The sequence below is a fragment of the Ruminococcus sp. XPD3002 genome, assembly GCA_900119535.1.
Lineage (GTDB): Bacteria > Bacillota > Clostridia > Oscillospirales > Ruminococcaceae > Ruminococcus > Ruminococcus flavefaciens_H.
This window is the reverse complement of sequence record FPJT01000006.1, coordinates 88,239-112,792: the sequence shown is the minus strand read 5'-3', so window position 1 is coordinate 112,792 and position 24,554 is coordinate 88,239. Positions and strand designations below refer to the sequence as shown.

The 24,554-nt window shown below is 42.7% G+C and carries 20 protein-coding genes; 6 read left to right on the top strand and 14 right to left on the bottom strand.

Going from position 1 to position 24,554, the window contains the following annotated elements:
* The first annotated feature begins 18 nt into the window (after positions 1–18).
* The 3 genes from BT127_RS07005 (at position 19) to BT127_RS06995 (ending at position 2,881) form a co-directional block, all read left to right on the top strand.
* Positions 19–1,728, top strand: coding sequence for a GDSL-type esterase/lipase family protein (locus BT127_RS07005; RefSeq protein WP_075424318.1), 1,710 nt, complete (start codon positions 19–21; stop codon positions 1,726–1,728).
* Positions 1,729–1,819: 91 nt separating this feature from the next.
* A complete protein-coding gene (locus BT127_RS07000; RefSeq protein WP_075424317.1) occupies positions 1,820–2,362 on the top strand; it encodes a hypothetical protein in 543 nt (180 codons plus the stop codon).
* A gap of 48 nt (positions 2,363–2,410) precedes the next feature.
* Entirely contained in the window at positions 2,411–2,881 is a 471-nt protein-coding gene (locus tag BT127_RS06995; protein WP_075424316.1) for a peptidylprolyl isomerase, read from the top strand.
* A gap of 106 nt (positions 2,882–2,987) precedes the next feature.
* On the opposite strand, the gene BT127_RS06990 is transcribed toward BT127_RS06995, so the two are convergent.
* The 8 genes from BT127_RS06990 to BT127_RS06955 all read right to left on the bottom strand — a co-directional run bounded on the left by BT127_RS06990 (position 2,988) and on the right by BT127_RS06955 (position 10,975).
* Positions 2,988–3,809 carry a sugar transferase gene (locus BT127_RS06990; RefSeq protein WP_082334941.1) on the bottom strand — a complete coding sequence of 274 codons (822 nt, stop codon included), beginning with the start codon at positions 3,807–3,809 and terminating at the stop codon, positions 2,988–2,990.
* A 321-nt stretch (positions 3,810–4,130) separates the two neighbouring features.
* Entirely contained in the window at positions 4,131–4,796 is a 666-nt protein-coding gene (locus BT127_RS06985; protein ID WP_075424315.1) for a dTMP kinase, read from the bottom strand.
* 98 nt (positions 4,797–4,894) lie between these two features.
* On the bottom strand, positions 4,895–5,587 hold the full coding sequence (locus tag BT127_RS06980) for an LrgB family protein (RefSeq protein WP_075424314.1): 693 nt from the start codon (positions 5,585–5,587) through the stop codon (positions 4,895–4,897).
* The gene (locus tag BT127_RS06975; protein ID WP_075424313.1) at positions 5,584–5,940 is read right to left on the bottom strand and encodes a CidA/LrgA family protein; all 357 of its coding nucleotides are present in this window, start codon (positions 5,938–5,940) and stop codon (positions 5,584–5,586) included. The genes BT127_RS06980 and BT127_RS06975 overlap by 4 nt, the downstream gene beginning before the upstream one ends.
* A 12-nt stretch (positions 5,941–5,952) precedes the next feature.
* Complete coding sequence (locus BT127_RS06970; RefSeq protein ID WP_075424312.1) at positions 5,953–6,741, bottom strand: HAD-IIB family hydrolase; 789 nt, start codon at positions 6,739–6,741, stop codon at positions 5,953–5,955.
* Positions 6,742–6,801: 60 nt separating this feature from the next.
* Positions 6,802–8,916: a polyribonucleotide nucleotidyltransferase gene (locus BT127_RS06965; RefSeq protein ID WP_075424311.1), complete on the bottom strand. Its 2,115-nt coding sequence runs from the start codon at positions 8,914–8,916 to the stop codon at positions 6,802–6,804.
* Positions 8,917–9,080: 164 nt separating this feature from the next.
* Positions 9,081–9,347 (bottom strand): 30S ribosomal protein S15, encoded by a 267-nt coding sequence (gene rpsO, locus BT127_RS06960; protein ID WP_075424310.1) that lies wholly within the window; start codon positions 9,345–9,347, stop codon positions 9,081–9,083.
* A gap of 167 nt (positions 9,348–9,514) precedes the next feature.
* Complete coding sequence (locus BT127_RS06955; protein ID WP_075424309.1) at positions 9,515–10,975, bottom strand: glycosyl hydrolase 53 family protein; 1,461 nt, start codon at positions 10,973–10,975, stop codon at positions 9,515–9,517.
* Positions 10,976–11,156: 181 nt separating this feature from the next.
* On the opposite strand from BT127_RS06955, the gene BT127_RS06950 reads away from it, so the two are divergent.
* A complete protein-coding gene (locus BT127_RS06950; protein ID WP_075424308.1) occupies positions 11,157–11,894 on the top strand; it encodes an N-acetylmuramoyl-L-alanine amidase in 738 nt (245 codons plus the stop codon).
* Between the two features lie 32 nt (positions 11,895–11,926).
* Here the strand turns inward: BT127_RS06950 and BT127_RS06945 are convergent, their stop codons facing one another.
* The 5 genes from BT127_RS06945 to BT127_RS06925 all read right to left on the bottom strand — a co-directional run bounded on the left by BT127_RS06945 (position 11,927) and on the right by BT127_RS06925 (position 18,873).
* On the bottom strand, positions 11,927–13,843 hold the full coding sequence (locus BT127_RS06945; protein WP_075424307.1) for a cellulase family glycosylhydrolase: 1,917 nt from the start codon (positions 13,841–13,843) through the stop codon (positions 11,927–11,929).
* Positions 13,844–14,006: 163 nt separating this feature from the next.
* Positions 14,007–16,445, bottom strand: coding sequence for a phenylalanine--tRNA ligase subunit beta (gene pheT / locus BT127_RS06940; protein ID WP_075424306.1), 2,439 nt, complete (start codon positions 16,443–16,445; stop codon positions 14,007–14,009).
* Between the two features lie 12 nt (positions 16,446–16,457).
* Positions 16,458–17,495, bottom strand: a complete 1,038-nt coding sequence (locus tag BT127_RS06935; protein ID WP_082334939.1) for a phenylalanine--tRNA ligase subunit alpha — start codon at positions 17,493–17,495, stop codon at positions 16,458–16,460.
* Positions 17,496–17,709: 214 nt separating this feature from the next.
* Complete coding sequence (locus tag BT127_RS06930; protein WP_075424304.1) at positions 17,710–18,159, bottom strand: hypothetical protein; 450 nt, start codon at positions 18,157–18,159, stop codon at positions 17,710–17,712.
* A 96-nt stretch (positions 18,160–18,255) separates the two neighbouring features.
* Positions 18,256–18,873, bottom strand: coding sequence for a flavodoxin family protein (locus BT127_RS06925; protein ID WP_075424303.1), 618 nt, complete (start codon positions 18,871–18,873; stop codon positions 18,256–18,258).
* Between the two features lie 232 nt (positions 18,874–19,105).
* On the opposite strand from BT127_RS06925, the gene BT127_RS06920 reads away from it, so the two are divergent.
* Positions 19,106–19,849: an SDR family NAD(P)-dependent oxidoreductase gene (locus BT127_RS06920; RefSeq protein WP_075424302.1), complete on the top strand. Its 744-nt coding sequence runs from the start codon at positions 19,106–19,108 to the stop codon at positions 19,847–19,849.
* 80 nt (positions 19,850–19,929) lie between these two features.
* Here the strand turns inward: BT127_RS06920 and BT127_RS06915 are convergent, their stop codons facing one another.
* Positions 19,930–22,347: a hypothetical protein gene (locus BT127_RS06915; protein WP_075424301.1), complete on the bottom strand. Its 2,418-nt coding sequence runs from the start codon at positions 22,345–22,347 to the stop codon at positions 19,930–19,932.
* 208 nt (positions 22,348–22,555) lie between these two features.
* Between BT127_RS06915 and uvrB the strand changes: the two genes are divergently transcribed.
* A complete protein-coding gene (gene uvrB / locus BT127_RS06910) occupies positions 22,556–24,517 on the top strand; it encodes an excinuclease ABC subunit UvrB (protein WP_075424300.1) in 1,962 nt (653 codons plus the stop codon).
* The last annotated feature ends 37 nt before the right edge of the window (positions 24,518–24,554 follow it).

Genomic DNA, 24,554 nt, shown 5'->3' with positions numbered 1-24,554 from the left:
ACCAGGAGGAATGAGAACATGAAAAAAACAATCATACGTTTTACCGCTTCTCTTACAGCCTTATCTGCCCTCACAGGTATGACTGCATTTGCAGCAGGTAAGTACTCTGCCACCGACCTGAGATCACTTAATGATCTTCTCCTTGGCAAGACGACTACAGCGGAATACAACGATGTCAACTCTGACGGTGTTCTGAACGTATTCGATCTTGTTGCAATGAGACAGGCGATGCTGTCAACAGGCGAATTCACAGAATCAACTGTTGCACCTTCCGAAGACAATGTGAAATTCATAGGAAGGAATATCTTCAAGGATGGTAAAACCGCTCTTATCCAGAGTGGTGCAGCAGTAGAATTTACTGTAACTGGAAAATCTGCGGAGATACAGATACTTGGTGACGGTTCTGAAAAGAATGGAGAGACCTCACGTCCCAGGTATGCGGTTATAGTTGACGGAGAGATCGTTCTCGATGAACTTCTTAGTGTATCCGAAAAGAGTGTAGAGCTTTTCAAAGGTACAGAGAACAGAACGGCAACTGTTAAAGTTATCCACCTTTCCGAAGCGAACAACGGTGCAGTATGTGTTGGCGGCATAACTGTGGATTCTGATTCACCTTCACCTGTTGTTCCGACGCCTGAAAAAGACATGCTTATTGAGTTTATAGGCGACTCGATAACTTGTGCTTACGGCGTAGAAGGCAAGGATCAGTACGAGAATTTCAAAACTTCCACCGAAAACTTTATGAAGTCATATGCGTACCTGACAGCTGAAAAGCTCGGTGCTGACTACAGTGCTGTTTGCTACAGCGGATACGGCATTATTTCAGGATACACTTCTTCAGGTGACAAGAACACCGATTCACTTGTTCCGCCACTTTATGACTATTGTGGTCCGAATAAGTATAAGGAAGCGTGGGATTCTTCACAAAGACCTGCCGATGTTGTTGTTATCAATCTTGGTACCAACGATTCGGGATATATCGATAAAGACTTTGAAAAACGTTCGCCTGAGTATGTTGAGGGTTATGAAGACTTCCTCGGTGCTATAAGAAAGAAGAATCCTGATGCACAGATCATATGTACCCTTGGTACAATGGGCTGTACTGATGAATATCCGCTTATCGAAAAGGCCGTTGCGAACTTCAAAAAGGCAACAGGTGATACTAAGGTAATGGCATATCAGTCTGCAACGCAGAATACCGCCGATGGTCTCGGTTCGGACTGGCATCCATCAGCTGTAACTCATCAGAACAGCGCTTACGTACTTGCTGACAAGATATGTCAGGCACTCGGAATAGAGTCCGATCAGTACGGTATAGATGTTGCTGCCGATGCAAAGTACAGCGTTACCACTGACAGCACTGCCAATATGTCGGATTACTTCTCAGACTGGGACAGATCGTATCACATCACAACTGTAAAGGGCGGAGATTCAGCAGATTCGATCACTGCTCATGTTTCTGGTATAGGACTTAAGAAGGACGGAAAATATCGTTTACAGTTCCAGTTTGAAGCTCCGGAAGGTGTAACTGTTCCTCTTAAGGTACAAACGGCTGAAGGAAAAACTCTTATTTTTGATGATGAAATAAAGGGAAAAGGAACTAAATCGGCTTATTCAGCTGAATTTACAGCTTCCGCTGCAGGAGACTCCGAGATAGTACTTACCATGGGCGGTATTGATAACTTAAGACTTAGTATCTATGAACTTAAAATGGTGCGTATAGGTTAATGCTTGACATTTCATGTTAAAACATGTATAATTAATATATTGATGTTTAGTATAAACTTTATTAAATCATTTTTTGATTGGAGGAGATCAATTGGATAACAGAAGAAGTGTTGCTTTAGTCATGGCAGCAGTTGCAGCCATTCTTGTTATGCTTGCAGGAAAGGCTTGCACTTCGGATACCTCAAATAATTCAAGAAAGCGGCGTTCTTCGGCTTCAAATTCCGCATTAGCTACTCTTGAAAACTACGGATATAACAATCAGAAGCCTGAATCTCCTCCGGACGGTTATATTGACGCTGAGGAAGAACAAACACAAGGCGATCAGGAAGTCCCTGATGAAAATGTCAAGATAGAGCAAGTTACCAATTTGTTCGGTAATGTTGTGTCGACTGAGATAGTTACTCTTGAACCAAAAGAGGAAAAGGAGAGTGAAGCTCCTGTGCAGCCTCAGCCTACGACTAAGGGTTCATTGTTCGACGATTATAACAGTGAGGATGATGAAAATAGTCTGATGAGCGGATATAAGCACAAGAAAAAGAAAAAAACATCTTCTGATGAACAGGCAACGGTCCCTGTGGGAACTGTAGATCCTAATGCTACTCTTCCTGCCGACTGGGTGATAGAAGTTCGCTGAATCAAAGCGGTTGTACACTGCTTTCAGAATATATGGAGGTATTAAATTATGATAACTATCGAAATGGAAAACGGAAAGAAGATAAAGATAGAGCTTTATCCTGATATTGCTCCTATCTCATGTGAGAACTTCGAGAAGCTTGTAAAAAGCGGTTTCTATGACGGCCTTACATTCCACAGAGTTATCCCGGGATTTATGATACAGGGCGGCTGTCCAAACGGTACAGGCACAGGCGGTCCGGGTTGGACTATTAAGGGAGAGTTCGCTTCAAATGGTGTAAAGAATGATCTCAAGCACACAAGAGGTGTTCTTTCAATGGCACGTTCAATGATGCCTGATTCAGCGGGCTCACAGTTCTTTATCATGCATGATGATGCACCTCATCTTGACGGACAGTATGCTGCTTTCGGAAAGGTTATTGAGGGCATGGAGGTCGTTGATGAGATAGCTGAAACAGCTACAGATTACAACGATAAGCCATTAAAGGCACAGGTTATGAAAAAAGTAACTATCGACTGATTTATCTGCATAAGAAGGGGAGGGATACTGATGTATTCCTCCCTGTTTTATTTATATAAAATAAAACTGATTCCGAAGAACGGAATCAGAAAAATTCAAATTAGCCTTATTTTGCGCCTTTTCTCTGAATAACGGCACTTACTGTTTTGAACATAAGCTTTAAATCAAGAGCAGCACTTCTGTTTTTGATATACTTTATATCACTTTCTACCCATTTGTCGAACTCCATATCGCTTCTGCCCTCAGTCTGGCAAATACATGACAGACCGCCTTTAACGAGGAGACGCTCCATTTGTTCCGGAGTATAAAGCACAACCTCACGGGGGAGAGGGGGACGTGGTCCGATAATGGACATATCGCCCTTTATAACATTCCAAAGCTGCGGAAGTTCGTCGATAGAAGTTTTACGGATAAATTTACCGATTTTTGTGATTCGCGGATCGTCGTCGCTTTTGAAAGCGAGTCCATCTGACTTATTTTCTTTCTGTACTTCTGCGAACTTTGCTTCAGCATCAACACACATTGAGCGAAGCTTATACATTCTGAAAGGCTTACCTTGTTTTGTAAGTCGAACCTGAGAAAAGAACGGGTTTCCCTTATCATCTATGTATATAATAGCAGCGATCACGGCAAGCGGTATAAGCAGGATGAGAAGAGCAAAACTTGCAGCACACAGGTCGAAAGCTCTCTTTAAAAATTCGTATAATTTACTGCCGTTAACCTTAACTTTAGTATGTTTTAAAGTTTCTCTAACTCCTGTATACAGGAGATTTAATGAACGGATATCAAAATCAAGGATAGGGTATTCTGTAACACCTACCTGTTTAATATTCTTATTTTCTGAAGCTTCAAGGGTTTTCAGCGTTTCCTGAGTAACCTGTTCTTCAGTAAGAGCGTTAGGCTTGATTTTGAGATTAACAGTCTGCATTGTTGACCTCCTCTTTTTGTTTGAAAGATGAATACTCCCACAGGAGACACATGTCGGATAGCTATGGGATTATTTTTCTAATCCTCAAAGAAGAATCAAAGCTGGATCAGCTTAATTATTATTGTATAAACACGATGTAAACATACATCAAATAGAATTATATCATACTCTGATATTTACTGTCAATCACTTTATTGCTATTTTTTTCATCCAAATTATTCATTTTTCAAATAAAACAGCATGCGTGATCACGATATTAATAATTATAGCATACTTTCGCGAAAAAATCAATAGCTATATCAATTTTTGATATATTTACCATTAGATTTTTCTAAGTACAGCTGAAAATAATTCGTCTGAAATGTCGTCAATTGACCTCATAGCATTATTTTCAACGCAATTTATGGTCAGCCAGTTCAGTCTGTCTGCACAGTATGCAGCAGCTGCTTCTGATCTTTTCAGATAGTCGGCAGATTTTTCGTGTATGTCCATTTTTTTCTTGTCGTTTCCATACCTCTTCATCATGAGCTCTTGACTTATTGATGTTTCGACATATAGATAGATAACTTCATCGGGAGTCGGTAATCCAATCTTGCTGTATTCAAACTCGAACAGCCATTCAAGGTACTCGTCCCACATTTCCTTCGGGAGTTTTGAGCACTGGTGTATTGCATTGGAAGTTGTGTATCTGTCGGCTATTATTATACCGCCGGTGTTGTAGTGTTCAGCCCATTTGGTCTTATAGCTTGCATATCTGTCTACTGCATAGAACGTAGATGCTGCATATGGGTTGACAGAATCGGGATCTGTACCGAACTGACCGTCAAGATACATCTTTATGAGCGAAGATGAGGGACTGTCGTAGTCAGGGAAAGAGACCTTCATCACTTTTTTTCCTTCATTTTCAAGACGCTTAGTAAGTAATTCAGCCTGAGTTGCTTTACCGCTTCCGTCCAGACCTTCTATAACTATCATTTTTCCTTTCATAACTCTTACTCCTTTACAGTAGCATGCAAATCATTTTAACACATAATAGAACGATTTGTCAAGTCGTAAAATAGCAATTTTTGCCGTGTCAGTATTATTCAATATATTTTTTCAAATAACATAACTCCGAAAACTGTGAATATACCGCAAATTACTATGGAAAGACTGCTCATGGCACCTTCAACTTCACCAAGTTCCATAGCTTTTGCGGTTCCTATTGCGTGAGAGGCTGTGCCGAGCGAAACACCTTTTGCAACAGGCTCATTTATACGGAAGAGTTTAAATACTACACCGCTTATAACGTTTCCGAAGATCCCTGTTATGATTATTACAGCAACAGTTATCGGTACAAAACCTCCAAGTTCCTCAGATATTCCCATTCCGATAGCTGTAGTTATTGACTTTGGCAGGAAGGTCACATATTCTTTGTGGGAAAAACGGAACAATACTGATAGTACGAGTACAGTTATGAAGCTTGTGAAAGCTCCTGAGAGTATTCCTGATAATATAGCAGCTGTATTTTTCTTAAGAAGCTCAAACTGTTTATAAAGCGGAATGGAAAGTGCGACTGTAGAAGGTGTCAGAAGATAGCTTATATACTTAGCGCCGTCATTATAACTTTGATATTCTATTTTTAGTACTTTAAGGACAATTATCACAAGTATGATCGAGATCAGCAGGGGATTCATAAATGCCTTACCTGTTTTCTTTTTCAGGAATTCACCGATCATGAAAGCGAAAAGACTCAGAAGTGAACCGAAGAACACTGAATTTTCAAGTAATGATATCATATATCATTCCTCCGTTTTCTGATGAAAAACTGAGTTATTCTTCCTGATACTCCCATTACCGCGACAGTTGAAACTGCCATTACTGTTACGAACTGTACAAGAGAACCTTTCATATCTGACCATACTTCTATCAACCCTACAGCCGCAGGAATGAACATAACAGGCATGATGTCGATAAGGAACTGTCCTGTCTTTTCTACCTGATGCAGCTTGACGAGTCCGGACTGCAATGCCGCAAAAAGCAGGATTATACCGTATATACTTGCAGGTATAGGCAGGGGAATGAAGAAATGAAGTATCTCACCAACAAATGAGAAAGCGAGAATTATACAGAACTGTCTGATATATGCCATAATTACCTCAATTCATATAAGATCAAAGTGATCGAGAGCATTGTAAATACCGTTCTCGAGTATCGGCGTTGTAATGTAGGAAACGTATGGATATAGCTTCTCCGCACCGCCCATAGCAATGCTGTTAGGTACTGCGCGAAGCATCGGAAGGTCATTTGTACTGTCTCCGATAGCGTATGCGTTGTCTCTTGGGATATTTAGCTTGTCAAGGATATATTGTATACCTGTTGATTTGGAATATTTCTTCGGGACGTTCTCAAAGAAACCGTTTCCACGGTCAATTATATCGAAATCTTTTTCAAGGGCTTTTCGGAACATAGCTGTATTGGAATTCTCGTTTGTCCACAAAACGAGCTTATCGAAGCTGAAATCATCGTCCTCTACAAGACCGTCTGTACGTATTCCCTCGCTGATAAATATTTCCTTGAATTCTTCAAGTTCTGGAGTAGATACAGCTTTATCGTCGAAATAGTAACGGTCTTTGCGCTCGTAAACAGGAGTTACATTGCTGTCTCTGAGTTTAAGAGCGATTTCTCTGCAAAAATCTGTATCAAGAGAAGCGTAGAACAGTTCCTCGCCTTTGTACTCTATATACGTTCCGCATCCGCAGATATAGCCGTCAAATCCCATTTCACGGATCCTCGGACTGATGTTGAAAGCAGGGCGTCCTGAGTTAATAAACGTAAGATTTCCCTTTTTCTGAGCGAGTTTAATTGCCTCAACTGTACTTTCGGGAATTATCATATCTTTGTCTTCTGTCACTATAGTGCCGTCGATGTCAAAAAAAATAATATTTTGCATAAAAATAACTCCTGAGTCTTTATTAAAAGACCTCACACCCGAAGATGTGAGGTCAACAAATCAAGCTTTTTTCTTAGCTTCGATGTCAGCAAGAGCATCCTTGCGTGAGAGATTTATTCTTCCCTGACGGTCGATCTCTGTTACCTTAACAACGATCTCATCGCCGATAGAAACAACGTCCTCTACCTTTTCAACTCTTGACTTATCGAGCTTGGAGATATGAACAAGTCCATCCATACCCGGAACGATCTCAACAAATGCGCCGAATTCCATGATCCTTACGACCTTACCGCGATAGATAGCACCTACTTCAGGACCGTTTGCAATAGTCTCAACTATCTGCATAGCCTTTCTTGTGTTATCTCCGTCGATGCCGCTGATGAATACGTTACCTTCATCATTGATGTCGATCTTTACATCGCAGTCAGCAGATATCTTCTGGATTACCTTTCCGCCTGAACCGATAACCTCACGGATCTTCTCTACAGGGATCTTAGTCTGAAGCATCTTAGGAGCGTACTTGTTAACAGTTGATCTTGGCTCAGGAATAGCCTTAAGCATGACCTCGTCAAGTATATAGATACGAGCCTTTCTTGTCTTCTCGAAAGCTTCCTTGATGATAGCAGGCGTAAGACCGTCAACCTTGATATCGACCTGGATAGCAGTGATACCCTTGTGAGTACCGCCAACCTTGAAGTCCATATCGCCGAAAAAGTCTTCGAGTCCCTGAATATCGACCATAGTCATGAAGTCATCACTGTCGGGAAGAGTGATAAGACCGCAGGAGATACCTGCAACAGGAGCCTTGATCGGAACGCCTGCATCCATAAGAGCAAGTGTTGAACCGCAGATAGAGCCCTGTGAAGTTGAACCGTTGGATGAGAGAACCTCAGAAACAAGGCGGAGTGCATAAGGGAACTCCTCTACAGATGGGATAACAGGAGCAAGAGCTCTTTCAGCAAGAGCACCATGACCGATCTCACGGCGTCCGGGGCCTCTGCTTGGCTTAGTCTCGCCAACAGAATAGCTCGGGAAGTTGTACTGATGCATATATCTCTTGGTTTCTTCCTCATCAAGTCCGTCAATGCGCTGAGCATCGCTTACAGGACCGAGTGTAGCAATTGTAAGAACCTGTGTCTGACCTCTTGTGAAGAGACCTGAACCGTGAACTCGTGGAAGTACGCCTGCCTCAGCAGCAAGAGGACGTATCTCGTCGATACCACGTCCGTCAACACGCTTGCCCTCGTAGAGCCATGCACGAACGATCTTCTTCTGGAGCTTGTAGATGCATTCATCGATCATAGCGATCTGCTCGGGATACTGCTCATCGAATTTAGCGTGGATATCGTCAACGATAGGAGCGAGTCTCTCGTCTCGAACGTTTTTATCGTTTGTATCAAGAGCAACCTTTACTCTGTCTGAAGCGAAAGCCTCGATAGCATCGAACATATCGTGATCAACTTCCTGAGACTCGAATTCAAACTTAGGCTTACCGATCTGAGCTCTGATATCACTGATGAAAGCGACCATTTTCTTGATCTCTTCGTGTCCCTTAAGGATAGCATCAAGCATTGTATCCTCAGGTACTTCGTTAGCGCCAGCCTCGATCATAACGATCTTTTCAGCTGTACCTGCAACAGTAAGTACGAGGTCAGTCTTAGCTCTCTGCTCAAGTGTTGGGTTAAGAACGATCTCACCGTCAACGAGACCAACGTTGATACCTGCAATAGGACCATTCCATGGGATATCTGAAATGGATATAGCAATAGAAGTAGCGATCATACCTGCGATCTCAGGTGAGTTATCAGGCTCTACAGCGAGAACAGTCATAACAACAGAAACATCGTTTCTCATATCCTTAGGGAAGAGAGGACGAATAGGTCTGTCAACGCAGCGTGAAGTGAGTATAGCCTTTTCAGTTGGCTTACCCTCACGCTTTGTGAAGCTGCCGGGGATCTTGCCTACCGAGTAGAGTCTCTCTTCGTAGTCAACTGAGAGAGGGAAGAAGTCAACACCTTCTCTTGGCTTAGCGCTTGCTGTAACGTTAGCCATAACAACAGTCTCACCGTATCTAACCCAGCAAGAACCGTTTGAGAGACCGCATGTCTTACCTGTCTCAACGATAAGTGGTCTGCCTGCGTATGTAGTTTCAAATGTTCTGTAATTTTCAAACATAGGGAAAATGCCTCCTGTAAAATATTTTTGCAGCGGCTTTAGCAATAAGCTCTGGCACCCGAATAATCAGGAACTACAGCTTAATGCTAATAGCCGTGACTGCATGTGTTTGTTAAAGACTTAAAGGCAGAAGGGGATACCCCTCTGCCTTATCGGACGTATGATTACTTACGGAGACCGAGCTTTTCAACGATAGCACGGTATCTGTTGATATCCTTCTTCTTGAGATAGCCGAGAAGGTTACGTCTGTGACCAACCATCTTAAGAAGACCTCTTCTTGAGTGGTGATCGTTCTTGTGGGTCTTGAGGTGTGCAGTAAGGTCGTTGATTCTCTTTGTGAGAATAGCGATCTGAACCTCAGGAGATCCTGTGTCATTTTCGTGTGTTCTGTTAGCCTCGATAACGGCTGTTTTTTCTTCTTTCAGTAACATGAAAGCACCTCTTAAAAAATATATTCCGATTACATAGAGAAGGGTGATCGATAAACGAGGACATGCCCGACTCCAAGTACACGGTGTAATAATTATACCACATTAAAAAGGAAATGTAAAGTATTTTCCGAAATTTTTTTGAAATCTTTTTCAATATTGCTTTATTATCATTTACAGATAAGAAAATCATACATCATAACAAGGTCAGCTACACCTGTTTCACCGTCTGAATTGTAGTCAGCACGTTTTTCCTGATGCTTTGAAGCAATTATCTGACGAAGAACAACTATATCGAAAACATTTACATATCCGTCCCCATTCAGATCGTATGTCAGAGGCGGAAGAACGGGTTCGGTTGGTGGAGTAAAGATCTCATTACGAGGATATATCTCAGTAAAGACGTCAAGGGATTTAAGAGGCCTTCCGTTTTTATCAAATAGTGCCTGATTATCGAAGGAAGAACCACCTGTAGCGTTGACTTCATGATCGTACTCAGCAGCGTATTTTGTAGCCCAGCCCGAACCAAATTCATCCCATTTTTTTACTCTTTCATTGTATGAGATGTTTTCAACTCCTATCCAAGCAGGTTCCCAGTAGAATACGCCTATTCCCTTTGGACCAACATTTGAAATAGCCTTGAAAGTATCCCTGAAAGAATCAGCCTGACCTTCAACAGAGATGTCGTAAGCGAAATCAAGGTCGCTGTAGCGAGGAACGACAGTGTTTCCGAACTCGTCTCCGTCTTCACTGGTATAAGGATAAGCTGTTTCAGCTACCATAACGTACTTGTTGTAGCGGTCGGCGATTTTCTTCATGATATATGTAAGGTTCTGAGTTGAACCGTGCCAGTAGGGATAGTAGGACGTGGCGAAGACATCATAATCGAGTCCGCATTTGTCCATTATTTCGGCATACCATTCATAGTGATCAGTTTTGGAAGGATTTGCGAAATGATGTGCGATAAGGATATTTTTATCGAAGTCTCTTACCGCTTTGTTGCCGCTTGCAAAGAGGTCACAGATCTTGTACATGTCCTTTTCACCGCAAAAAAAGCAGTTAGTTTCGTTACCTACCTGCACCATTCCGATGTCTGCTCCTGCTTCGGAAATAGTTTCAAGCACCCATTTGGTGTATTTATAGATCTCGGTTTTCAGTTTTTCATGGTCATGGTTCTGCCAGTACTTTGGTCTTGTCTGCTTTGCAGGATCAGCCCAGAAGTCTGAATACTGTATATCCACAAGCAGCTTCATATTGTATTGTGCTGCACGTTTTCCGATCTCGGCAGCAGTATACAGATCGTTATTTCCTCCGCCGTAGGTATTTCCGTTGCTGTCCCAGGGTTCATTCCAGACACGGACACGGATATAGTTCACACCTTTTTCGGCAAGAATACGGAAAAGATCGTCCTCTTTGCCGTTTTCGTTGTAGAATTTAACGCCTGATTTTTCAAGGGATACAATTGATGAAATATCAGCTCCTCTTATCGGTTCACCACCGTTGAAATTCGGATCCAGAGAGCTGAAAACGATTTGTTGGTTATTGTCAGCTGTGTAGGCAGTTACAGGTGTACCGCAAAGACAAGCGCAGGCAGCTGCGGACAGAAAAAGAGAAATGGCTTTTTTCAGCATAATTACGATCACTCCAGTACGAATAGTATAGTATATCTTAATTATACAGTCTTATGAAATGGTTGTCAACAGCTTTGAATGTAGCAAAAATACATGAGTACAAATATAATGTAAGGAGAGGTATGCCCCCTCATTTGAACTAAGAAACGCAGTTCAAAAATATTAAACGGAGGACAGAGAAATGCCTATAATATTTTTAAGCCCCTCAACTCAGGAGTGGAATCAGTACGCCACAGAGGGTAATGAAGAATTATATATGAATCGGCTTGCGGACAGACTTGAGCCTTACCTGAGATCATGCGGTATAAAGTTTGTCAGAAATGATCCCGAAAGAAATGTACAGGGTGCAATACAGGACTCCAATGCAGGCAGCTATGATGTACACCTGGCACTACATTCCAATGCTGCACCGGAGTCATTGTCAGGCAAGATACGAGGGATAGATATATATTTTGCACCACGAAGCTCTGACAGTGAACGACTTGCGAATATAATTGCGAACAATTTCAAATCTATATATCCTCTCCCAGATAAAGTAAGTGCAGTACCTGCAACGAATCTCGGTGAGGTGCTTCGTACAAAAGCTGTTGCAGTGCTGTGTGAAATAGGTTATCACGACAACTTTGCGGACGAGGCTTGGCTGAAGCAGAACCTTAGCGTTATAGCTGAAAATCTTGCAAGATCGCTGTGTGATTACTTTGGTATTCCTTTTATTCAGCCTTCTGCGATAACGTGGGGAACTGTGGTTACGGACGGTTCAAATCTTAATATACGCAGTTACCCGTCTCTTAGCGGAAGGATAATCGGTTCGATACCGAATGGAAGCAGAGTTATGATAAACGGAAGAACGGGGGACTGGTTTGTTGTGGATCATCAGGGAACGGTAGGTTATTCAAGTGCAGATTATATCGTTATATAAAAAATGCTCCCTTAAAAAGGGAGCATTTAGTATCATTCAGTGTAAGGAAGTGAAGTGATCTTCTTAGCATCGAGCATCTGTATAGCAAGAGCGTCCTTACCTGTGATTCCGTCGCCTGTGTTATAGCAGTCAGCATTTGCCATAGCTTCGTCGGTAAGCGGATACCTGTTACTGTTTGCAACATACTGTAGTATAGCGAGAGCGTCGGAAAGAGTTACATCACCATCAAGAGTAGCGTCGCCATACTTAACAGAAGAAGCGCTGTTCTGAGGATCATTTACAACGCCTGGATTCGGAGTTGCCGTTACAGGAACTGTAGTAACTACAGGTGCAGCAGTTGTCTGAACAGGTGTTGCTGTTGTCTGGATCGGAGCAGTTGTAGTCTGAACAGCGGCTGTAGTAACAATTTCGGGAGCTGTTGTTGCAGGTGCTGTAGGTGCAGCGGTTGTGGCAGCGGGTGTAGGCGTGGGAGTGGGAGTTGAAGGACCAGAGCTTCCACCGCCGTAATAATCGGAAAGTGATATACCGTTGCCTCCCTGACCGAGCTTTGTCTTATGATCAAGAGAGATGAACTTGCCGTTTTCGTCCTGCCAGAGTGAAGGCTTTACGAATTCATACTTGTCTTCATCCCACTTGCCGAAGTCGTCGTAAACGAGTCCGCCTGTGTCGCCGGAGTTTTCGTTGAAGCACCAGAATGTGTGATGAATGCGCTTGTCGATCATGTAATCGCGGAGTTCCTGCATCCAGTGCTTGTTTTCGCCTGTAGGATCGTGCTCCTTGTCTATAAATCCGCCCCACTCGCCCATAAGAAGGGGATAGCGGTGCTCTTCAACGAGATATGCCCATGAATCCATCCAGTAATCGTCAAGAAGTGTCTGACGTGTGAATGTCTTGTCAGGATCATCCATATAGAACCATTTCTGTTTCCATACGAGCGGACCGTAGTCATGGGGTGAATAAACGATCTGCTTGTCGAACTCTCCGATATCAACAGGGTGATCCTTTACACCGCGGAGATTACCACCCCACCATGCGCCGAATATCAGTGAAGGCTCATCATAGTGTGCATAGTCTACAGCAGGAGTGTTCCAGTCAGCACCCTTTTCAAAATCAGGATAGCATTCTGTACCCTCGATCATGATGAGGAGATTAGGATTCTGCTTAAGGCAGGCCATAGCACCCTTTTCAGCAGCATATTTCCAGTTGTTTTTGTCCTTAGAGTCGTCCCATTTAGCGAAAGTACCCTCCTCGGGCTTTCCGTGAGGCTCGTTCTTAAGGTCGATAGCAATGATAGTATCGTCATCTTTGTAATAATCAGCGAACCACTCGAGAGCTTCGAGCCAGTCATCTTCGGAGAAGTTATCATCGTACCAGAGCGGCTTCTGATGTCCCATAGCAGCTGTGGTAGCGCTGTGGATGTCGATCATGATCTTCATACCGTTCTCACGACACCAGTCAACAGCCATGTTCCAGATGTCGAAGCTGTACTTCAGTTCGTACTGACCTGCGCCGTCAACACCGCCGCCGACAGTGAGTTCAGGGTTCTCATAAGGATTGACCATCATAGTAACTTCGCCGACACCGCCGCCTGAATCAGGACCGTGATTCTTCCACTGGAGAAGTATCTGTGTGGACATAGGCACACGGAGAAGATTGAATCCGTGGTCAGCGATCTGATTAAGCATGCTGTGCATGTTCTTGGACCAGACACCGTCGAAAACCTGACGTCCTGCGTTATAACCGAACCAGTTGCATCCGGTCATCCATACAGGATTTCCGTTCATATCGACAACTTCAGCGTTTTCGTTTACGTGGAGCCAGTCGTCATGGTATTCATCGGGAGCGGCGTTAGTAGTTATCACGGCAGGAAAGCCGTTACTTGAAGCCACTCCAAGTGTTACAGCTGACATGAGCAGTGCAACAGCTTTTTTGACTTTTGATAAATGCATAATGTTCCCTCTCTTTCGAACGATATGCAGCTATGCACGAACTGCAAATAACGTTCACATATATTTTCTTTATTATACATCAATATTGCAGAAATGTCAACGCATTTTTTGCTTAATTCGCACAAAAAGCACATCCCTCCGAAGAAGGATGTGCTTATGATGATTATTTGAAACGGAGTTCTGCTCCGAGCTGCTTTACGAGACGTTTTGTAACGCTGTTAGCGCAGCTTTCGATCTCATCTGATGTAAGAGTCTTTGAAAGCGAGCCGATAACGAGCCTGATGGTTACGGACTTCTTACCGTCAGGCACCTGTTTACCCTTGTATTCCTCAACGAATGAAGCAGATCTAAGCAGACTGTCAGGACCGCTCTTGCTCATAATAACATCGTGGATATCATTCCACTTTACAGAGCTGTCGAAGAGCACGGAAACGTCATAATCGTTCATCGGGTACTCAGGGAGATGCTCAAACTTGTTCGTTCTTGACTTGTAAGGAACAAGGCTGTCGATATCAAGCTCGAAGAGCATTATTGCGTTGTTTTTGATTCCGCAGTCCATTGACGCCTTCTTTGCAAGGAGTGCAAAATTTCCTACGATCTTGCCGTTGAGAAGTATATTCATCCAAACAACATCATCAGCCCATACAGGCTTTTCGAGCTTATCGAAAGTTAGCTCCTCCATGTGAGTGTAACGAGCCATTGGTTCAAGAATACCCTTCATGCGGCGGAAAAGGCCTTCAATATCTTTATAGTCACCGGTCATTGCACCTGCAACATTTCTGCGCATCTCGGGGAGCTTCTCGCGTTCGTCGTAAGGAGTTGTATAGTTCCTGTCGAAGCAAACCTTTGTAGCCTCGAATATAGCAAAGTCACTGTAGTAACGGAGATTCTCTGAAACTGCCTTAACAAGGTTTGGAAGGAGAGAGTTCTTTACAAGTCTCTCTGTAGGTGAAGGAGGTGAACTGAGTTCAAACATTCCTTCTGTAGTCTGAAGGATAGCATTAACGTACTCATCTGTCATCCACGGATAAGTGAATATCTCCTGCATACCGCAGCGGAAAGCAAGGTACTCTCTTATTTTTCTTTCAAGGTCGATATCAAGCTGATTTATAGCACCCTCGAATGAAGTTGTGATAAGTGTAGGCTCAAAGTTGTCATAGCCGTACATACGAGCAACTTCTTCCATGATATCGTCCTTGATAGATATATCACCGGTTGAACGCCATGTAGGAGCAGTGATGTGCATGTTGCCCTCAGTGAACTTTACTTCAAAGCCGAGGCGTCCGAGCTTGTTGAGGATAACGTCATTTGACATTTCCTTGCCGAGTCTGCGCTTAAGCCATTCCATAGGAACGTCTATCTCGCTCTTCTGGAGTTTTACAGGATATGTATCTGAGTAAGCAACTACCTTCATTTCGGGGTATAACTCTGCAAAAAGCTCTAAAGCCATTGATACTGCCTGATCGCATCTCTCTGGATCAACAGCCTTTTCGTAACGAGCAGCAGCCTCTGTACGGTTTTCGTATCTGAGAGCTGTACGGCGTATACCTGCTGCATTGAAGTTTGCAACTTCAAGGATTACTCTGTTTGTCTTTGGAAGAACCGAGTCCTTGGCACCGCCCATAACGCCTGCGAGACCGACTGCGGACTCTGAATCAGCGATAACAAGGTCATCAGTAGTGAGTTCAAGATCCTGATCGTTGAGAAGAAGGAGCTTTTCCTTATCCTCGGCTTTTCTGACGATTATATGGTCAGAGATATTATCAGCATCGAAAGCGTGTGTAGGCTGACCTGTTGCAAGCATTACGTAGTTTGTAACGTCAACGAGAGCGTTGATAGGTCTCATGCCGACCTTCCAGATACGGTTCTGCATCTTGTATGGTGAAGGTTTAACTGAAAGTCCCTGTATCTCACTTCCGATGTATCTCGGGCAGCGTTCTGTGTCACGCACTTCAACGGTAAGCTGAGGAAGTCCTGCCGGATCAAAAGGCTTCAGTTCTTTAAGAGGAAGATCGTAAAGAGCAGCAAGCTCACGAGCGATACCGTAGTGTCCCCAGAGATCTGGACGGTTAGTCATTGATTTATTATCTATTTCAAGAATGATATCATTGAGGTCGAGCGCATCTGCAATGGGAGTGCCAGCAGGAGCATCAAATGCAGATATATCCATTATCTCTGCTTCAGCAGCAGGGAAAAGATCGGCAAGTCCGACTTCTGATGAAGCACATATCATACCAAAGCTCTCAACACCGCGGAGCTTAGCGTTCTTTATCTCTACCGGCTCGCCTTCGCCGTGCCAGCGTACCATAGCACCTGGGCATGCAACAACGACTTTCATACCATTACTGAGGTTTACACCTCCGCAAACGATGTCTTTTATTTCTCCGCCTATATCAGTTTTGCATATTCTGAGCTTGTCAGCATTAGGGTGGGGGAGAACTTCCTTGATCTCACCAACGATGAGCTTGTCAAAAGCTGCACCGAGATCCTCAGCGTCCTCTACCTCTACAGTTGACATTGTAAGGTCATAGGAAAGGCGCTTAAGGTCCATATCATCAGGCAGCTGAACATAATCCTTTATCCAATCAAGTGATAACTTCATTTCCTAACCTCCTTAACAGAACTGACTCAGGAATCTGAGGTCAGCACTATGGAACAAACGTACATCATCAACGCCGTAACGCATCATAACGAGTCTGTCCAGACCGATATTAACGTAGAATCCTGTGTATTCATCGGGATCGAGTCCTGCAGCACGGAGAACGTTCGGATGAGGAGTTCCACCCGGCATGATCTCTATCCAGCCAACCTGCTTACAAACACTGCAGCCTTTACCGCCGCAAACGAGACAGCCCATATCGATCTCGAAACCTGGTTCAACGAACGGGAAGAATCCTGCTCTCATTCTTACAGGTACATCCTTGCCGAATACCTTAGAAAGGATGCTCTTTATCATCACCTTACCCGCAGTAAAAGTGAAGTCCTTATCAACGATAAGAGCCTCGTACTGGAAGAAAGCACGTTCATGGCGAGCATCTGTAGTTTCGTTTCTGTAAACTCTTCCGGGGTAAACGAAGCGGTAAGGGGGCTTATGAGTCTGCATATATCTTACGCTTGCACCTGTAAGGTGAGGACGAAGACAGAGCTTGTCTGCAGCATTGCCTGTATCGTGTCCCTTGAGCCAGTATGTATCCATACTTTCTCTTGCAGGGTGGTTAGGCGGGAAGTTAAGGTTATCAAAACCATAAAGTTCGCTGGTTATATCAGCTTCATCGAATATCTCGAATCCCATTGATCTGAAAGCGTCATTCAGATCATAGCACATCTGGGTAATTGGGTGAAGTCCGCCCTTGAAAGGCTTTATACCGGGAACTGTGCAGTCGAAATCCTCAGGTATCTTAGAAGCGTTCAAGCTGATAGTTTCGCGCTGTGTATCGATCAGCGTGGTAAATCGCTCTTTAAGCTGATTTACCATACGGCCGATCTCCGGACGTAAGGAAGCATCAAGCTTTGGCATTTCTTTTAAAATTCCAGTGAGAGAGCCCTGCTTACCTAAAAGGGAAGCCTTGACCTCCTGCAATTCACTTTCTGATTTTGCTCCTGTGATCTTAGCGATACCTTCATTGAGCAAAGCCTCAAGTTTTTCTTTCACAAGTGATTCCTCCTTAAAACAAGTTAACAACATAACGACCTGTATCAAACAGGTCAAATAATGCTTTAGTCCGTATACGCGAACATCAGTACATTAATAAAACAATTATATCACACTTATTTGAAAGTGTCAAGAAAAACAGTAAATGAAAAATAAAAGCCGTATTTTCTGTTCATCTGAGCAGAAAAATACGGCATGAAGTGCATATTCTTTTTTATTCTATCTTTATTTCAGGTTCTTTCTCCGGGGGAGTCGGCACAACAGTAAAGCCTGATTCCTCGCTCATGAAGACGAGTATCGGAACGCCGAAGCTACCGTCGGGACGAATGTTTTCCGAAAGTGTATTTATGAAGTAAGTTACCCATTCCATAGGCGGCTCTGCAGCGGACTCTGTCTGCTTAATGTAGAAAGCATCGCCCTTTGGTGCTCTGTTGACTGTATCAACAGCGATTCCTATAGCGGTATCGAAGAAATCAAAAGTTGCAATGAAAACAAAATCTGTTTTATTGAGCGGAAGATCTGCTTTAAGATTCTCGGGAAGTTCTCCGAGAGTTATCATCATTCTGCCGCGCAGTTCACCGTTCTCTTTTTCAAAGTTTTCAATAGTACCGTTATTTCTGAGGATTTCCTCAACACGATCGAAACTTTTCTTATCAGCTAACATACCGATCACTCCTTTACGGGTATGATTTTTATCATTATAACATATATGATGCATATTTGCAAGAAGTATTTTTTTGCGGACTGACCAATTATTGCTTTACCTGATGAAATGAGTCGGAGTCCATTCTTCTGCTTCAGGCAGACCGTACTTTTCTTTTGCAAGTGCGATACCTTTCATAAGGAAAGACATATTTCTTGCGAGGACACGCATTGTCTGAAGGCCCTCGTCATCCTGTGCAGCCTCGCCCTTTTCTCTGCCGTGAACGCTGTTCCAGTACTGGCTTGAAGCAACAGGCATACCGCATATTGTAAAGTATTTGTTCAGTTCATCGAAAGCAGCAGAGCATCCTCCGCGCCTTGCAACAGCAACACTTGCACCGACTTTCATTGTCTTATCGAAGTGTGTACTGTAAAAAAGTCTGTCAAGACAGGCGATTAATGTCGCATTGGCAGAAGCATAATATACCGGAGTTGCAACCACCAGACCATCAGCAGCTTCAAACTCTGGAGCTAATTCATTCACAACGTCATTGAAGACGCACTTTCCGCTTTGGTGGCAGCTTTCACATGCAACACAACCTCGGATATCCTTGTTTCCTATCTGAACGACCTTTGTGCTGATACCTTCAGCATCAAAAATCTTCGTCATTTCGTTAAGTGCAATGGAAGTATTTCCGTTGATTCTCGGACTTCCGTTTATGATAAGTACATTCATTGGATCATCTCCTTTTTATCCATTATACACTAAAAATCAACTTATGTCAAATAGATATTGTTTCAGATCTCTAAATAGCTTTTTTGATTTATATAACTATTCATAAACATTAAAATAAGTCAAATATCTTGCATTATAGAGAAAAATGTGATATAATAGCATCAGTGTTGATAGAATAGAAAAACAGGTCTGTAGTTCTCGCATAGCAGATCTGAAACGGAGGAATTACAATATGGTCGATGTAAAAGGAAAATGGGCGCTTATTACAGGCGCAAGCAGAGGGATCGGTTATCTTGCAGCATTGTTTATGGCTGAACAGGGATGCAATCTTGTACTTCACAGCAGAGACGAAAAGTACTGTGAAAAGGTTCTGAGTGAAGTAAAAAAGAGAGGCGTTGAAGCTTACGCTGTATCTGCGGAGCTTTCAGACACAGCATCTGTACAGGCAATGCTTGATGAGATAGATAAAAAGGGCACACAGATAGATATAGTTCTTAACAACGCAGGCCTTCAGATAGCATACCGCACTGAATACCTCAAGACTCCGATGTCCGATTATGATATAAGCTTCAGGATCAATACGATAGCACCTATGATGATATGCTATCACTTCCTGCCAAAGATGATAGAAAGAGGATTCGGAAGAATAGTAAATACAACAAGCGGTATAGACCGTGAGCCCGAACAGGCAGGTTATTCTGCAAGTAAGGCCGCTCTTGATAAGGTAACGAGAGATCTTGTTGCAAAGATTAACGGCACTGATGTTATTATCAGTCTTACAGATCCAGGATGGTGCAGAACTGATCTGGGTGGACAAATGGCTCCGAATGCTCCTGAAAGTGCAATACCCGGTGTGGTAGTTGGTGCATTTATAGATGACAAGAAGTCGGGAAGACTTTTCGGAGCTCAGGAATTTACAGGACTTTCTCTTGAAGAAGCTGTCAAGAAGGCTGAGACTGTTGTTTCACCATACTGATACTATAATAATATATAATTAATTTTGCCCGAAAGCAGTCCTTATGACCACTTTCGGGCGTTTTCATTCATGAAGTGATATTACCATTTCCAGCCTGCAAATTTAGCTTTTACAGTTTCTTTAGGTGAGATATTTCTGCTCTTGCAAAATTCGTTGAATGCAGCTGCGCCAATGAGGAGGAGTCCTACTATGAAGAGATATGCCCACCAGTTGAGAGTCATGAGATACTTCTTTGTGGAGTAGAGAGTAATGATAACCAGTGCTGCGGACGATGCTGCGAACCATGTTTTGCTCTTGACTGAAGATGAGATTATGAGTATAAGTGCTGTAACTGCAAGTACAAAAATCGTATTTCCTGCTGAGTGATACTTCATTGCGTCGAATATAAGTGAAGCGAATGAGAAGATGTAGATACCTGTTGATAAAAGTCTTGCAGCTGAAGTATGCTTTTTCCAGATAATGCTGAAAGCAAAACCTGTAAGAGCTATTATTGCGAGGTTCATCTTGCTTGATATAATATCTGAATCGAATACGAAGAATGGTCTTATGATGAGTGCATGCATGGTGATGAGGGTTGAAATTGTAAGGATAGCAGCTGAAGTGTTCGGCTTTGTATTTTTACGTACAAAGTTAGCAATGTAGAGTGCTATAGCAAGAAGCTTTATAGATAATGGTGTGTGGTAGCCCGTGAATGAATAGAATATAGCAAGCCATGAAGTAAGCTGTATAACATCGATGCGAACTTTGTTATCAGTATGATAAACAAGGGCTTTGCTGTACATTATTCTTGAAACTAAAGTAAGAACTGCAAGGAGTCCGAGCATTATGTAGGAAACAGGTCTTGTCATAAGGTCTGTGTATCCGCTGAGGTAATTGAATATCACTGAGAGTATTGCGAATACTGAACCCATGCCTGCAAAATTATTCTTGACCTTGTGTGAAAGAATATAATGAGCGATTATAGCCGGTATGAAACAGAGTGCGTATTCTTCACCTGAGAGAGCTATCATAACAATTGCAGTCAGAATGAGATTTGTGTAGAGTAAAACATCTGATTCACGGTGAGTTTTAACGTAAAGGCGGAATGATATCTGTGGAAGATAGCAGATCATAGCGTTAACTGCAAGCATTATGCATACGAAGAAGCAGTAGTATAAAGTTCTTGAATCGTCATTATAGAGAGCTGCAAGTTTATCCTCATAGAACATGAAAGCGTTAGCGATGAATGTTACAGGAGCAGCTATGCCGCAGAGATACTGAGCTGAAGTGTTATTGCTGAATGTATATATGAGGTAAATGCAAGCCATTGTGAGTGTAACAAAGTAGCCTAAGAACGGTACATCGTTTCCGAACTGGAGGAATAAAGCAAGTACAGCAAATGAAGCAGCGCCGAGAGATATCTTGCTGTTGATTCCGTTTCTGAATGCGGGTATGAATTTGTTGGCAAGGAATATGAGAATAAGGCATAAACCGAATACAGGAAGTCCGATGTTATTTTCAAATTTATATCCGAACCAATTGCCTACAACAATTGATGAGAATATACTTGTGATACACTGAAGAAGTATTAGTGAGCGGTTTTTTAACGTAATTCCGTAGAAGATCATCTGGAAGATGATAGCTGCAAGGATTGCAAAGGAAGCAAGAGTAGGATTCCAGAGTTTGCTTACGACGTAAACTACTGAAATAGCTGCGTATGTGATCGAAGTTATGTTTGCAGCTGTTCTGACTTTAAGTTGAAGAGGAATGTATTTATGGAACTCGAAAATATTGAACAGAGCGGTGATAACTGCCTGTATCAGTATCATGAGAACTGCAAAGTACATGAATTCGTCTGTCAACTGAGCTGCTGCAAATATAATAGAAAGTGAAACTGCGTACAGGCCGACGTAGCCCGAAGCCTTGATATCATAGAGCTTATAGCCGATTATCGAAAGCGCTGCTATCAGCAGTGAGGACAGAGTCAGAAGCATGCAAAGACCATCGCCGCTGAATGAGAACCATTCTCCCATAAGTTGATATGCGCCGGCAGTAAGAAGTGCTATCGAGGAGAATATAGAGCCAACAGAGTAAAATGAAGCGGAAGTTCCTTTGAGCTTAAGAACTTTGCGGAAGAAAAAGCTTATTAAGAAAGATACAGCGGCTGCAGCTACTATAATTGCAACTCTTCCTGTAGGAGTTGTCTTTACCCAGCTTGCTACTCCGAATGCGATTCCGGACAGTACTACGAAAGCGGTACCAATGAGAAGCAGAAGCTGAGATGAATTGAAGTTATGAGTTTTTTTCTCTTTCTCTGAAGAAGGTATCTCTTTGTGTAAATCGGGGGATTCGACTGAATCAGGCAGTGTGCTTCCTTTTTCTGCTGTATCGTACATCGGTACAGAAGCTGTATGTTGCTTTTTCCTTGCGAATACAGCCAGTACAATAAACATCGGCAGTAGAACAGGTATCGCAATAGCAAGAGATATAAGCATAATAAGTGAAAAACGTGTCAACATATCCATCATCCTTTCATGAGGAGGTTTCCTTTACTGTAACTATATGATAACACATAAAAGGGGAGTTAGTAAGATGCACAGCGTCACTTTGAGAGTGACAAATGTAACAATATGGATGACTTTATACATTGACAATAATAGCTGCATGATATATAATTATATTCGGATATATCAATCGAAGTTCATACAATAATAAGGAGAAAGATACATGGATCATTTCAGACTTCATTCTCAGTACGCTCCTGCAGGAGATCAGCCACAGGCTATAGATAAACTGACAGAGGGGATACTCTCAGGAAGAAAAGAACAGATACTTCTTGGAGTTACAGGTTCGGGAAAAACATTCACAATGGCAAACGTTATTGCTCGTGTCAATAAGCCTACTCTCGTACTTGCCCACAACAAAATTCTTGCAGCTCAGCTCTGTTCCGAATTCAGAGAGTTTTTCCCTGATAACGCTGTAGAGTATTTTGTTTCATACTACGATTATTATCAGCCTGAAGCGTATGTTCCGAGTACAGACAGCTATATTGAGAAAGATTCATCAATAAACGACGAGATAGATAAACTCCGCCATTCAGCTACTACTGCACTTGCTGAACGCAGGGATGTAATAATCGTTGCCAGTGTATCATGTATCTACTCACTGGGAAGTCCTGAGGAATACCGCTCTATGATGGTCGCTATACGTCAGGGCACCGAAAAACCGCGTCAGCAGCTCATCGATGAACTTGTACGCATAAGATATGAACGTAACGATATTGCTTTTGAGCGAAATCGTTTCAGAGTAAGAGGGGATGTAGTAGAAATATTCCCTGCAAGATCATCGGATACAGCAATAAGAGTTGAGTATTTCGGGGATGAGATTGACCGCATCTCTGAAATAAATGTTGTCAATGGAACTGTTAAGGCTGTTGTGTCATATGCTGCTATATTCCCTGCTTCGCATTATGTAGTAGGGGATGATAAGATCGAATCCGCTCTGCAGGAGATAGACCGTGAACTTGCAGAACGCATAGATTATTTCACCGCTAACAACAAGCTTATCGAAGCACAGCGTATCAAGGAGCGTACACAGTATGACATGGAAATGATAAGGGAGGTAGGCTATTGCAGCGGTGTCGAAAACTATTCACGAGTCCTTGCGGGCAGACCTGCAGGAAGTACTCCGCTTACTCTGCTTGACCATTTTCCGCATGATTTCCTTTTGTTTGTCGATGAAAGCCACGTAACACTGCCGCAGGTTAGAGCGATGTATGCAGGGGACAGAGCAAGAAAGACTACGCTTGTCGACTATGGATTCCGTTTACCGAGTGCAATGGACAATCGTCCGCTGAATTTTGATGAGTTCAATGAACATATAAATCAGGCAATATATGTAAGCGCAACACCGGGAACTATTGAACGAGAGAAAACAGATGTAATTGTTGAACAGGTTATCCGTCCGACGGGACTTGTTGATCCTGAGATAATAGTGAAACCAACGCAGGGACAGGTCGACGATCTGCTTTCTGAGATAAATACCCGAGTAGAAAAGCATGAGAGAGTTCTTGTAACTACACTGACAAAGAAAATGGCAGAGGATCTTACTTCTTATTATGAGAATCTCGGTGTTAAGGTCAGATATCTGCATCATGATATAGATACAATTGAGCGTATGGAGATAATCAAAGATCTGAGAAACGGAGTCTTTGATGTTCTGATAGGTATAAATCTTCTCCGTGAGGGACTTGATATACCTGAGGTGAGTCTTATTGCAATACTTGATGCCGATAAGGAAGGATTCCTCAGAAGCGAGACCTCGCTTATACAGACTATAGGACGTGCCGCAAGAAATGCGGAGGGTAAGGTTATAATGTACGCCGATAGTGTAACCGGTTCGATGGAACGTGCGATCATGGAAACAGAACGCCGCCGCTCGATACAAATGGCTTACAACAAGGAACATGGAATAACTCCGAAGACTATCATAAAGGATGTCAGGGACGTTATTGAGATAACTTCCAAGAATAAGGTCGAGGAAAAGACCAGAAAGAAGAAAATGTCAGCAGCAGAGAAGCAGCAGCTTATCGATAAACTTACGATCGAAATGAAAAATGCGGCTAAAATGCTCGAATTTGAACACGCGGCATATCTTCGTGACAAGATAAAAGAACTTCAGAACAAATAATAAAAACAGCCTTCAGCGGATAAAGATTCTGCAGAAG